The following is a 12777-nucleotide window of genomic DNA, read 5'->3' as shown; positions in this document are numbered from 1 at the left end:
GGGGAGGTCGAGGATGCATGCACCTATCTTTTCCTTAGAAGTCTTCCCGCCAAAGAGAAACACTACAGTAGGCACTATTTACGATACCCTTGACGGCTTGGAAAGTTTGCATCCCGATTTTATTTCCGTCACTTATGGTACTGGTCGGTATGCAGACCGTACAGCTACTGCGCGAATTTGTGCCACCATACGAGGAGAGTACGCAATTCCTACAGTTGCACACCTAACCTCCCAGTATGCTGACCAAGTCGCGGTGGATGAAGCATTAGACATGTTTGAGTGCGCTGGTGTCAAGGCTCTGTTACTGCTCAGAGGGGATAGGACGGATGGTAAAGAACCTTTAGGCGTGTACCAGCATGCTTGTGACCTTATTACATATGTTCATGAAGCTAGACCTGATTTTCTGATAATGGCTGCCTGCTATCCGGAAACGCATCCAGAGGCTTTATCTGTTGAAGAGGACATTCGTCATTTGAAAGAAAAAGTTGATGCAGGTGCTGGGCATTTGATATCTCAATTGTTTTATGACAATTCAGATTTTATGAATTTTGTAGGACGTGCTCGTGCTGCTGGAATTGATGTCCCGATAGAGGCTGGAATTATGCCAATCACCAGAGCAGGTCAGGTGCGTCATATGAGCGAAACGTGTGGTTCATGCATTCCTCCTGCGGTTACTCGCTTACTTGAGAAATGGGGGAATAAGCCGAAATCACTATGTGAGGCTGGTATTGTGTATGCTTCTCAGCAAATCAGTGACCTAGTGTCTCAAGGTGTTGATGGTATTCATCTGTATTCTATGAACCATCCTGTTGTTACTCGCAGAATCTGGAATAATGTCCAATCGCTATTTGAAGAAGCGTTATAGTGGTGGCTTGTTTTCTATAAGCGCTGTCAAAGCCATTTTCCTGTATTGCCTACCTCACATATTTATGGTGAGTGCTGCTTTCACATGTAGATATTTGCTGGTGACTGGAAAATTAGTGATGACTTAGTTATGGTGAAACTAGGGACTGGGTAAAGCTGTAGATGAAACATAAATGCATGGGAGTATGTAAGTGCTTACCAATGCTATTGACATAATATAAGCAAAGGTGGCGGTAGGTGAAAGCTGATGATAAGAGTTTCGGTTTAGCTTTAAGCTCGGTAGATCTTATTCGAGCTGGATTGAGAGATCTAGGAAAGGCTCGACAGGAACTATCTGAGCTGTCAGCAAAAGGCTTAGGGCAAGCTGGTGGCAAAGTCCTATTGACTGCATTGTCACAGACTTGCGAACCAGATAGGGCTTTGGAATCGTTGGTAAGAATTATTGAGAGTTCTGAAGACTGGTCACCTCAGCGAACTTCCACACTCTCGAATGGAGGGGGGAACAAAGATACAAGCGCGACTTCTTTGAATAAACCATCCGCATGGGCTAGATGCAGCCTCAATTGGCTGTCTCAACATCCACAATCACTGACTCAACTCGTTAATGTTCTCGGTGCCTCTCAGGCCATGGGTATCCTCATGCAGAATCGTCCTCGACTGGTGGCAGCAGTAACAACAGCTGTAACAGACCTCAAGAATTCAACAGTTACCAACGAAGACGATATTGTTGCCGTTGTTAGCGCACACTGTCAACACGGCAGTAATTTTGATTACGCCTCTGCTGTTAATGATCTTAGAGAAGCATACTATAGGCGCTTAGCGGTGATCATGGTGAAAGACTTGAGCAGCGACGACGCCGAGCGGGATCAACCTCTCATAAGCTCGCAACTTTCACAGCTTGCTGATGAGTGCCTGCAAGCGGCACTTATGATAGCTAAGCGCCGAGTTGCACAATCTCATGAATGCAAGTTTGTTATCATTGGAATGGGGAAGTTGGGCGCTCGCGAACTCAATTATGTTTCAGACGTAGACCTAGTCTATGCTGTGGAGCCTGTACATCCCGGTGGTGTAGTTAGTTCAGAACAGCTCATACAAATTGGTAGCAAGATAGCTGTAACTCTCCAGCAAGTCTGCCAGTCTGCTATTACCGGAGTTTGTGAGCCACCGTTGTGGAAGGTTGATACTGCTCTGCGCCCAGAAGGTAAACATGGTCCGCTAGTGCGCACACTGGCGTCTTATCGAGAATACTATGATTCTTGGGCTGAAAACTGGGAGTTTCAGGCACTTATTAAGGCCCGCGCACTTGCTGGCGATATGGAGCTGGGGCGAGAATTTGAAAACATGTGTGATGAGTTCGTCTGGTCAGCGGCACAACGTCCTAATTTCGTCTATGACTGCCAGCAGATGAGAAAACGAGTAGAACGATTAATTCCTTCAAAACTCAAAGATCGTGAAATCAAACTTGGGCAAGGGGGATTGCGTGATGTCGAATTCACCGTGCAAATGCTGCAAATGGTTCACGGTCGTACTGACCTTAGCTTACGGACGCGGTCTACACTTGAGGCCCTGAACGCTCTCGCTTCGGCAGGGTATGTTTCATCCCGACATGCTGAACGGCTAGCCGCAGACTATAGATTTGAACGAGTGCTGGAGCATCGACAGCAAATGTGGCTGTTGAAACGCACTCATCTATTTCCCGATCTTGGTACCCATAATAGAGGCGGATTGGATTTTCGACGTAATCTGACCATTGAAGATCTAGATGGCAATGAAGATATCTATAGACTGTCTCGTGCTTTTCATATTCATCCAGATGAATTGGTAGAACGATACGATCAAACCCGTCGGGAGATTAGGACATTGCACCTTACCATTTTCTTCCGACCAATGCTGCCTATTGATGCACAGCTGGATGATGGTGAAATGAGTTTGGAACCTCATGCAGCAAAAGAGCGTTTCGCTTCAATAGGATTTGCTGACCCTGAGGCAGCCTTCCGCCATGTACAGGCATTAACGAGAGGCCTTACACGCTCAGCAAAAATCAATCGTATTCTTTTGCCTGCTGTCATTGCTTGGCTTGGTAATGGGCAGGATCCAGATATGGGTTTACTGGGATGGAGAACGTTGGAAGAACGTTTTGGAAACAAGAGTGCTTACCTGGGATTTCTGCGAGACTCTACCTCAGCTGCTAAACGCTTGTGTCATGTTCTTTCGAATTCGAGATATTTGGGATCAGCTTTGTGTAAGTCAGTTGAGTCTGTAACTTGGCTGGGTGACGATCAGTTATTGCATCCAAGAACGCTTGAATCGCTGACAGTGAGCTGCGATTCTTTCCGTCAAAGGCATGCAGACAGTATCGGTGATTTTGCCAATGCTCTCAGATCAATGCGGCGACGAGAGATTGAACGCATTGGCCTGGGATGGATGAATCATGTTTGCAGCGAAGATGCTTGTTTGAGGGGTATGAGTGATGTTTATGACGCTATGCTTCAGGCGGCCTTACAGTGGTCTAGAGCGAACCAAGTAACGCAGATGTCTGTAGACGATGAGCCAGCTAGGATCGCAATAATTGCTCTTGGTCGCTATGGTGGACAGGAGGTCAACTTTAGTTCAGACGCGGATATCATGATTGTTTATGAACCTAATGAAGGCGTCAGTGACCAGCAAGCAGCTCACTATGCTCAGGCGGTATGCAATCAACTCCGGTCCATTGTGATGAGTATGACCTTGAGTGTCGAACCAAAACTGGACATAGATCTTGATTTACGTCCAGAAGGGCGTTCGGGTCCTATAGTCCGATCGTTTAAATCCTGCAAGCACTACTACCAACAGTGGTCTAGTGTATGGGAGCATCAGGCATTACTCCGGGCAAGGTATGCTGCAGGTGACACACAACTGTGTGAGCGTTTTCTTCAAGAGATAGCTAATCCGATACGCTATCCAATGACTTCCTTGCAAGATATGCAAATAGCTGAGATTCGGAAACTTAAAGCCAGAATGGAAGCTGAAAGACTACCTAGGGGAGTGCGAAGAGACCGGCATTTGAAATTAGGTGCAGGTGGGCTGTCTGATGTTGAATGGACTGTCCAGCTGTTGCAACTTGAGCACGCAGGTCGTCATCCTGAGCTTCAAGTTACTTCAACTAAAGGGGCCTTACGTGCGTTGTCATCACTCAGGTTGATTGACATCGAGGATGCTAACGCCTTGGAACATGGGTGGCAGATGTGTACCAGTGCACGCAACGGCAATTATCTGTGGCTGGGAAAGATAAATCAGGCCGATATCCTACCGGACGATACTTATACTTTGGGGGCAATGGCTGTCTATAGTGGTTACCCGGCCCATCGCGGTGCTGAATTTGCTAACGAGCTCCTTGCTGCTATGCGACGATCTCGAGAAGTGGTGAGCCGTCTTTTTTATGGTGAATAGTAGATAGGTATGAGGATCTCGTTGTAGTAACGATAGGTGCTTGAGTTAAAATATTTTATAAAAATTACGATTGGTTCCGATCTATTAATAGTTGTCTACTTAGTCGCTAGAGGGGGAATTTCGATATGACGCCAGATATAAAGACTTCATCATCTCAACCGGTAACCCGCAGCAAACGAATCTGGATTGTAATCTCTATTCCAGTTATTGTTTGCTGTCTACTGCTCGGTTTAGTGCTGTATCAGACTCTGGGACATAAGGTTCAGTCTGACCATGGACAAAGTCAACATCTCCAGGCCTCAGGTCGTCAGATGAAACCAGTGAACAATGATGAGTACAGAGCCTTGCAAGCTGTGTCACACAAGCCTACTAAGGCTGATTCGCAAGGGGGCTTAATTGTAAGCAAAAATGGGGTGGGGAAGCCGAGTGACCACGTGCCAACAGTGGATATTTACATGGACTTTTTGTGCCCACCATGTGCTGAATTACATAGGGCCTTAGATCCGAGTCTTAAGAAGATGGTGGAGGCAGGACAAATCAACGTAGGTATCCATACTATGGACTTCCTTGACCGGTTACGATCAGACCAATACTCAAGTAGGGCAGCGTCAGCAATAGCCACAATAGCTGAATTGGATCAGTATCATGTTATCGATGTTGTTGCATCCTTGTATGCCCAAGACTTTCAACCTTCTGAAGATGATAAAACGCCAATAACTAATGAGCAACTAGCGCACAGAATCATGTCGGTAGGTGTATCTGATGCTGTGGCTCAGCAGGCTGCATCAGGTGAATACATAGAATGGGCACAAAAGTTAAACGAATACACTAAAACTCGGCAAGAGCTTATGCATACTTCGGGATCGTACAAGGGGAAGCTGACAACACCCACGGTCATTATTAACAACACTTACGTGGAAGAAGAAGAGACAAGCTCGACTTCAACTGGTTATCTGGAGTACTTGCTTAAAGCTATCGGTTTAAAAAGTACTGAAGTAGGAGTGGCTGGAAAGATACCTTCTATAGGTGCAACTGGAAGACCTCTATAAGTGGAATGTATGCGGTTACAGTATGTGGTCATTCAATGATTGTGTAACCGTGATGCTGAATCACTTCCTTCAGTTTATCCAAATAGAGTACAGCGGCTGGAGATAGCTTAGCGTGCTCGTTACTGATCCAGCCCAAGAGCATAGTTTCGTCAGAGCGCAAGGGGATAGTCGTAATCTTTTCAGTGTTAAGATCCTCATTGTCTATGCCAGTACAAACCGTATATGCATTGAGGCCGACAATGAAATTAAGCATCGTTGCACGGTCCGAAACAGTAATTTGGCGGGGTGAATAGTCGGGCCAAACCGGTTCTTCGGCGTAATAGAAGGATCCCTCATTACCTTGCTCATATTGAAGGAAGGGGTATGGTTCAAGATCTTTGATAGTTACTTCATCCAGTTTTGCTAGTGGATTGCTGCGAGCAATAAAGACATGTGGCTTGCAGGAAAACAGAGGATGAAATACCAAGTGCTTTTCCCGCAATAGCTTATTGATGACACGTCTATTGAAGGTTGACTGGTAGATGATACCGATTTCTGAGCGCAGGGATGCTACTTGATCGATAATATCGCGTGTTTGTGTCTCTCGAAGGGTGAATTCGTACTCTTTAGCGTTGCTAGAGCTGATCATCTCTACAAAGGCTTCGACTGTAAACATATAGTGCTGTGTGGAAACCTGACATAATTGCTTGCGAGGTTTTGTTTGTTGGTAACGCCTTTCTAACAAACCAATCTGATCTAAAATTTGATGAGCATATGTGAGAAACTCAGCTCCTTCTACGGTTAGATCAATACCCTGGGAGTGGCGTGTGAAAATTTGTATGCCTAATTCATTTTCAAGCTCTTTAACAGCAGAAGACAAGGCAGGCTGTGAGACGTAGAGTTCGTGGGAGGCTTCATTCATTGAGCCACACTCCACAATTTTAGCAATATATTTGAGCTGGAGAATGGTCATGAGGTCAGTATACAGCTATGTGATCAAGTGTTTTTGCTGGTCTCTCCTAAAGCCACAACCTGCGCAATACCGCTTGTAGCGGCGTCGGGATCTAGATACTCACCTGCTTTCAAGGGCACCAGCCTTCCTGCTGGGGAGGTAGTAAACCTATAAATCATAGGAACACCAGTTGGAACATTTACATTACGGATTGCTTGCTGAGAAATATGCTCTAACATTTTGATTAAGACACGGACTACTGATCCGTGTGTAACGACTAGAACGGTTTTGCCAGCGAGGATTTGTGGGGCGATGCGTGCTTCCCAATATGGATAGAAACGCTTTTGTAAGTCTTGAAGGGACTCTGCAGTAATTCTCGCAGGTTCGATGGCGTCTATATGGTCCTTATACCTGGAGCCGTAGCGGGGGTCATTGGCTTGACTGTATGGTGAGTTGCGTGCAATAGCAGGAGGTGCTACGTCATAAGAACGTCGATAGATCTTAAAGGCTGCTGTGCCATATTGTTTCAGCATTGCAGGTCTAGTTTGTCCTTGAAAAGCGCCATAGTGACGTTCGTTCAGTCGCCAAGAACGTTCAACTGGTATCCATAAACGGTCAATCTTGTCCAGTATTAGATTCGCAGTAATAATAGACCGTCTCAGCACAGAGGTGAATACTAAATCTGGATATATGTCACATTCTGTAAGAAGTTCGCCAGCGCGCTTGGCTTGCTGTCTGCCATGGGTACTTAAATCTACATCAACCCAGCCAGCAAAACGATTAACGTTGGGGCGGGTCCATTCGCTCTGACCATGACGCATGATGATGAGTTGCCCTACCATGAGATTTGTGCCGCTTCCTAAAACCACAAGGGATCAATTCCCAAGAAAGCCTGGGTATGTTCTTGACTACTGGCTTCTAAAGGCAGATTCTGTTGCTCAGTTTCAGTTCTGGATCTATCTGAAATAGGTCTGTTATTAGTGTCTTCAGTCTGTACCTGCTTGTCAACATGTACCTGTTCAGATGGTCTTTCAATATGTAAGTAGGGCAAGGCAAGCAGCAGTTCTTGAGCATCTTTCAGTGAGTTTACCAATTCTGATGCGTGAATGGGGTGACCTAGGGGAGTGGCGCTATTCCTACCTACTCTGTATTCGTAACTCCAAGCCTGTTTGGCTTCATGAGTAAAATCTTCGATCGAACGAGTGTCCATTAGGAGAGGCAACCTCCAGGCTCTCTGCTGGCTGTGGGAAGCTAGTGAGGCTGCAATGCCATGAAGAAAGGCAGCGCTCGCCGTTACCAGTCCTATCTGTGAAGGGTCACTGGCTAATATTTCCGATTGACTAGCAAGTAAAGCTCCCTCGATGCCAGCTAACACATCACCGGAACCTGCGGTTGCTAGCCAAGCTGGTCCAAAACCGGTGGTAAATATTTTTGGATCACCATTATTTCTTGGAGATATTACGATGGTGATGCCTCCCTTGAGTAGAATAGTTGCGCCAGTCAAGTCACAAGCACGTCGTGCCCAATAGAGTGGTTTGCTGCTGATATCAGACGCTGTAACGGTTTCACCCATACTTGCGAGCAGGGAAGCTAGTTCTCCTGTATGCGGGGTGAGCACCACGTGCGATGGTAGTTGTCGAAGTGGCAGCATGTCTAGAGCACCAGCATCGATGACCATAGGACGGCATGAATCGTGTTTCTGATTCTCGTCCATTCCAGATTTTGTAAAGTCCCCATGGGCTGCGAGTATGCGAGATATAATGGTTCTTTGTTGGTCTGTCTGTTTGCTGGCAATGGCAGTAGAAACTCCGGAACCAAGAACCCAGGCTTGAACTTTTCCTTCTCCCAGTACTGCTTCTGGCAGTGCTGACAAAACCGCATTGCTTGGGCGTTCTGGCCCTATGTAACGTACCATACCTGCACCGCTGTTAGCTGCTGCACAACTACTTAAAACTGCTGCACCAGGGTATTGTTCTGAGCCAGTAACTAGACCTACGACACCTCGCGTATATTTATTATCGCTGAACTTTGCCTTTCTGATAAGGCTGGCACAGGAATGAGTATCCATAGCCTCTACCGCTACTGGAGCATGTGAGATATCGAATTTAAAATCCACTAGTACGATATTGCCGCATGCGTAGGCAGCTGGGGGAAGTAGGCAGCATGGTTTTAAAGCACCAAAGCATACCGTTACATCGGCTGGTATGTATGCTCCTGGTACTGTTCCATCATCAACGCCCACCCCTGAAGGCACATCAATGGCTTCGACGAGAGGTCTGTGCTGGTGCCAAGGATCAGCTGATAGCATAGCTGTGGTCTGATTCTCTATCTGACCTTTTATCTGTTCCGCAAGCTTTTCAGGTATCGCATGCAGGGAACCATGCTGACCAATTCCTGTCATAGCATCAATAATAAGGTCGCACGATTGCGTCAGTTTTACTGCTTGTTGTAACTTATCCTGTTCTTGTGAAGCAGTTTGAGGAGATGGGAAACGAGGAATGCTGGCTTCCCGTGAGAGAGGGACGATATTCCCTCCAGCACCGGTAAATTCCTCTACTGCTTTCGGCTGTAGACAGTGGCCCGTTGCCAAAGCAATAACTTTCGCACCCATTGATGCCAGTCGTGCGCCAGCAAATAACCCGTTACATCCGTTGCCTCCACTGCCTGCCAAAATAACCACCTGTGAATGGCTGACCTCAATGTCAGCCATGGATAGCATAAGTGCAGCTGTGGTCGCTGCTGCTTTACCAGCCTCCTCCATGAGAGGTCTCCCCTCCTGTAGAAGGGGACGTGTCATAGTGTGAATTGTCTCTGTTGAATATGCCGTCTTCTTCAGCTTGTTGTCTAATGGGTTTATCACATCTGTCATGAATCCATCCTTTCTTGGCCCCTTTGCCTTTTCAAGTTCGTTGGTCACCTTTATATCTACTGTAAACCTTTTTGATAATGTCAGGGTAAGCCATGCGAATCTCGGGTTGACCGTACTGAGGAAGAGGTATAGGCTCATTCTCGTACTTGGGTATACGAGAATGAGTTAAGTAGGGGATACATGTATGATGGGATTTGAACTGCCTGCACCAACACAGGTTATAGCGCTGATATTAACTGTTGTACTGTGCGGTTTGATTGGTTTTGAACGAGAGTATTTACGGCATGACGCGGGAATTCGGACTCATATTTTAGTTGGGCTGGGCTCATGCCTATTTACATTAGTTTCCTTATATGGCATTAATGCGGCCGCGGGTAATTTCTCATGGGATGCCTCACGAATAGCTGCTGGCGTAGTGTCAGGAATAGGCTTCATTGGAGCTGGTGTCATTTTTCTTAATCACGACGCTGTACGAGGTCTGACTACCTCATCGGCCATTTGGATTGCTGCAGCTGTTGGAGTCACCTGTGGCGTTAATATGTTTTCAATTGCTATTTTGGCTGTAGTCCTTTATTTTGTAGCTATTTTTATTATTTCTCCTATTGTCAAATGGATCTTGCGCAACAGGCAGAATACCGGATTGCAAATTGTCTATGAAGATGGACATGGTTCTTTGCGCGCGACCCTATTGCAAGCAACTCAAATGGGTTTTGAAACACGCGTTTTATCCAGTCATGAGATAAGTAAAAATGAATGGCATGGAGCTGTTGTAACGATCAACTTGTTAGGTAAGGGCGACATATCTGATTTAATAGAAGAAATCAATAAAACAGACGGTGTATCCGAAGTAGAAGTGTTGGATAATGAGGGCTGATCTTTACTCTTCTGCCACTAATTCCAGGTAACTGTCATTCCACAGGTCTTCGTCTCCATCAGGCATGAGCAGTACTCTCTCTGGATTTAGAGCTTGTACTGCTCCTTCATCGTGTGTTACTAGCACTATGGCGCCTTCATACTTAGATATTGCCTTCAGGATCTCATCTCGAGATGCCGGGTCAAGGTTGTTTGTCGGCTCATCCAAGAGGAGTACATTGGCCCGAGAAGTCACTAGTGTTGCAAGAGCTAATCTGGTTTTCTCTCCACCGGACAGGACAGAAGCAGGTTTCATGGCATCGTCTCCTGAAAAAAGGAAGGATCCTAATATAGTTCTAGCTTGCGTATTATCTAAGTCTGGTGCTACATGCTGCAAGTTTTCTAGGACGCTCATAGTATCTTCTAGCGTATCGTGTTCCTGAGCAAAATAACCAATTTTAGCCCCGTGCCCCAGTTCCACTGTCCCAGTGTCTGGCATTTCGATACCTGACAAAATTCTCAACGTGGTTGTCTTACCTGCGCCATTGTACCCCAAAATGACTACCCGGGATCCCTTGTCTATGGCGAGATTGATGCCAGCGAATACTATGTTGGAACCGTAGGCTTTCGATATATCTTTTGCCATGATCGGAGTTTTTCCACATGGTGCCGGTTCTGGAAAACGTAAGTCGGCAACTTTTTCGGCTTGTGTCGATTCCTGAGTGTTCTCGAGAAGACGCTCGGCCCTACGCATCATATTTTGAGCTGCAACTGCTTTAGTTGCTTTTGCATGTAAACGCATACCTTGCTTCATTAAGCGGTCTGCCTTTTTTTCGGCTACTTCGCGTTCCCTTCTGCGTCTTTCTTCGTCCACCACTCGCTGCCTAAGGTAAGCTGTCCATCCCATTGAATACATGTCGATACGAGAGCTCTGTGCATCTAAATGCCAAATCTTATTGACAGTTTCATCCAAGAGCTCAGTTGAGTGAGAGATAACTAAGAAGCCACCTTCGTACTTACGCAAATATCCCTTGAGCCACTCTATAGAGTCCGCATCTAAGTGGTTGGTTGGCTCGTCCAGGATTAAGGTGTCAGCATCAGAAAACAGTATACGTGCCAGTTCAACACGTCGTCGCTGTCCTCCAGACAGGGTTCCTAAAGGTTGTTTGAGGGTTTCTTGACTGAGACCTAGGCTCTCACTAATTACAATGGCTTCTGACTGGGCCGCATAACCTCCGGCCGCGTCGAAGTCTTCTTGTGCACGATCGTAGCGTCTCATGGCCCGCTCCATGACTTTAGGGTCTGGACTTGTCATTTCTGCTTCTGCTGTGCGCATTCTCTGAATAATCGAAGAGATTTCGCGTGCAGACATTACACGATCGATAGCGGTTTGTTCAGGATCCCCAGCATGAGTATCTTGAGGTAAATAACCAAGTTGTCCACTTACTCGAACTGCTCCAGATGACGGCAGCATTTCTCCCGTAATAACGCGGGTGAGAGTAGTTTTTCCAGCTCCGTTACGACCGACGAGGCCGATGCGGTCACCCTTGATGACGTGAAAATTAGTAGGAGCGAGCAGTAGACGGGCTCCTATTCGAATCTCCAGTCCCTGTGCCTCTATTGTCATGCTTTGCCCGACGCTTTCTTATATGGTTGCCGCTATTGCATATCTGACTATAGTTGTCGTCAGTTACACTATGCTCAGCGACTATCTTAGCGAAGGGGCCGATATTCTTAACGATGCACTAGTTTGAACGTTCCCCAAGGGAAATAAGTAATCAAATCTCCAACTGCCGCAAGAACGATGATGAATATTCCCAGCGACATGCTGTGTGCAAAGAGGCGTAAACCTATATTTACAGCGGACCAGAATACGACTAATCCGAAGACCCAATCTTTCGCTTTTTGTTCCATAAGGAAGGATACGATAAGTAGCAGGCAGAGAAGGATGATCACTTCAAAAGCTTGTATAACATCTGAAATCCCACCGCTGAGGACTTCTACTACATAGCAGGCGTTAAGGATACTGGCTACCACGAGCCAACTGCCATATAGAGAAAGCGGACCCCAGTCTAATAGGCTAGCAGCTTGTGAAGTATGTTGCTGATTGGCATCGCGGCGTACTTGTACATACAGGAGCCATACCATGACAGTCAGAGCGCATATGAGAATAAGTGATATGGTATAACTTCTGAGATGCCAGAATGAAAGCCAAGCAATATTCAGTATGCATGTTCCTACAAAGATCAGTCCGCTGAGAGTAATGGGAAGTTTGCCTAGTCGTTTCCGTGAAGGTCCTGCTATGCAAAAGCGGATTAGCCAAACGCCCAAACCTATGTAAATGAGACCCCAGATAGCAAAAGCCGGGCCATCGGGCATAAACCAAACATTTTGTTCTTTTGCAATTTGGCCGGTCGTTGTTCCAAAGAGTCGAAAGATCTCAGCGTAAGCATTAAAACCAACCATAATAATCCATGACGCCCACAAAATAACAGTTTCGATAAGTTTCCACCGTCGTTCTGCGCGTGCGTCTGTTTCCGCCATGGATTCGTGGGCAGACTGTTCTGCTTCGAGCACTGAAGGTGTTTTTATCTGTTGTGAGTTGAAAGCCTTGCGATCGATACTTGGGTTAGCTGGCTCCGTAGCTTGAGGTGATTGTGTGTGTACTTCATCGTGCGAACTCATAGCAACTCCTTGTCTGAGACTCTGCATAAGTCCTGCTTGTGCTTACTCTCTATATTAGGCCTCTTCAGCACAAAAAGGTATCGAATGTACATGTTTTC

The 12777-nt window shown here is 46.3% G+C and carries 9 protein-coding genes; 4 read left to right on the top strand and 5 right to left on the bottom strand.

The genetic code is table 11. The annotated features are described in order from the left end of the window. Positions 1 to 13 precede the first annotated feature (13 nt). The 3 genes from BOCO_RS00600 to BOCO_RS00590 all read left to right on the top strand — a co-directional run bounded on the left by BOCO_RS00600 (position 14) and on the right by BOCO_RS00590 (position 5342). Positions 14 to 865, top strand: a complete 852-nt coding sequence (locus BOCO_RS00600; protein ID WP_094722175.1) for a methylenetetrahydrofolate reductase — start codon at positions 14 to 16, stop codon at positions 863 to 865. Positions 866 to 1101: 236 nt separating this feature from the next. Continuing rightward, the gene (locus BOCO_RS00595; protein WP_094722174.1) at positions 1102 to 4293 is read left to right on the top strand and encodes a bifunctional [glutamine synthetase] adenylyltransferase/[glutamine synthetase]-adenylyl-L-tyrosine phosphorylase; all 3192 of its coding nucleotides are present in this window, start codon (positions 1102 to 1104) and stop codon (positions 4291 to 4293) included. A gap of 125 nt (positions 4294 to 4418) precedes the next feature. Continuing rightward, positions 4419 to 5342 carry a DsbA family protein gene (locus tag BOCO_RS00590; RefSeq protein WP_094722173.1) on the top strand — a complete coding sequence of 308 codons (924 nt, stop codon included), beginning with the start codon at positions 4419 to 4421 and terminating at the stop codon, positions 5340 to 5342. 28 nt (positions 5343 to 5370) lie between these two features. Here the strand turns inward: BOCO_RS00590 and BOCO_RS00585 are convergent, their stop codons facing one another. The 3 genes from BOCO_RS00585 to BOCO_RS00575 are packed head-to-tail and all read right to left on the bottom strand — an operon-like array spanning position 5371 to position 9142. After that, entirely contained in the window at positions 5371 to 6294 is a 924-nt protein-coding gene (locus tag BOCO_RS00585; RefSeq protein WP_094722172.1) for a LysR family transcriptional regulator, read from the bottom strand. A 23-nt stretch (positions 6295 to 6317) separates the two neighbouring features. Then, positions 6318 to 7115, bottom strand: coding sequence for a 2,3-bisphosphoglycerate-dependent phosphoglycerate mutase (locus BOCO_RS00580; protein WP_094722171.1), 798 nt, complete (start codon positions 7113 to 7115; stop codon positions 6318 to 6320). A gap of 17 nt (positions 7116 to 7132) precedes the next feature. After that, a complete protein-coding gene (locus tag BOCO_RS00575) occupies positions 7133 to 9142 on the bottom strand; it encodes a bifunctional ADP-dependent NAD(P)H-hydrate dehydratase/NAD(P)H-hydrate epimerase (RefSeq protein ID WP_158520382.1) in 2010 nt (669 codons plus the stop codon). Between the two features lie 184 nt (positions 9143 to 9326). On the opposite strand from BOCO_RS00575, the gene BOCO_RS00570 reads away from it, so the two are divergent. Next, positions 9327 to 10016, top strand: a complete 690-nt coding sequence (locus tag BOCO_RS00570; RefSeq protein WP_094722169.1) for an MgtC/SapB family protein — start codon at positions 9327 to 9329, stop codon at positions 10014 to 10016. 3 nt (positions 10017 to 10019) lie between these two features. Here the strand turns inward: BOCO_RS00570 and BOCO_RS00565 are convergent, their stop codons facing one another. Both BOCO_RS00565 and BOCO_RS00560 read right to left on the bottom strand, forming a co-directional pair. Continuing rightward, positions 10020 to 11621 carry an ABC-F family ATP-binding cassette domain-containing protein gene (locus BOCO_RS00565; protein ID WP_094722168.1) on the bottom strand — a complete coding sequence of 534 codons (1602 nt, stop codon included), beginning with the start codon at positions 11619 to 11621 and terminating at the stop codon, positions 10020 to 10022. Positions 11622 to 11728: 107 nt separating this feature from the next. Continuing rightward, a complete protein-coding gene (locus tag BOCO_RS00560) occupies positions 11729 to 12679 on the bottom strand; it encodes a TspO/MBR family protein (RefSeq protein ID WP_094722167.1) in 951 nt (316 codons plus the stop codon). Between the last annotated feature and the right edge of the window lie 98 nt (positions 12680 to 12777).

It is taken from the genome of Bombiscardovia coagulans (assembly GCF_002259585.1).
In the GTDB taxonomy this organism is placed as follows: Bacteria; Actinomycetota; Actinomycetes; order Actinomycetales; family Bifidobacteriaceae; genus Bombiscardovia; species Bombiscardovia coagulans.
Note: the sequence above shows the minus strand (reverse complement) of the source record. Positions and strands in the feature narration are given on the sequence as shown.

What these genes read in the sequence shown, in the direction of transcription:
- BOCO_RS00565 (WP_094722168.1), bottom strand. Translation starts at nt 11,621, where the DNA reads ATGACAATAGAGGCACAGGGACTGGAGATTCGAATAGGAGCCCGTCTA.
- BOCO_RS00600 (WP_094722175.1), top strand. Translation starts at nt 14, where the DNA reads ATGCATGCACCTATCTTTTCCTTAGAAGTCTTCCCGCCAAAGAGAAAC.
- BOCO_RS00590 (WP_094722173.1), top strand. Translation starts at nt 4,419, where the DNA reads ATGACGCCAGATATAAAGACTTCATCATCTCAACCGGTAACCCGCAGC.
- BOCO_RS00560 (WP_094722167.1), bottom strand. Translation starts at nt 12,679, where the DNA reads ATGAGTTCGCACGATGAAGTACACACACAATCACCTCAAGCTACGGAG.
- BOCO_RS00580 (WP_094722171.1), bottom strand. Translation starts at nt 7,115, where the DNA reads ATGGTAGGGCAACTCATCATCATGCGTCATGGTCAGAGCGAATGGACC.
- BOCO_RS00575 (WP_158520382.1), bottom strand. Translation starts at nt 9,142, where the DNA reads ATGACAGATGTGATAAACCCATTAGACAACAAGCTGAAGAAGACGGCA.
- BOCO_RS00585 (WP_094722172.1), bottom strand. Translation starts at nt 6,294, where the DNA reads ATGACCATTCTCCAGCTCAAATATATTGCTAAAATTGTGGAGTGTGGC.
- BOCO_RS00570 (WP_094722169.1), top strand. Translation starts at nt 9,327, where the DNA reads ATGATGGGATTTGAACTGCCTGCACCAACACAGGTTATAGCGCTGATA.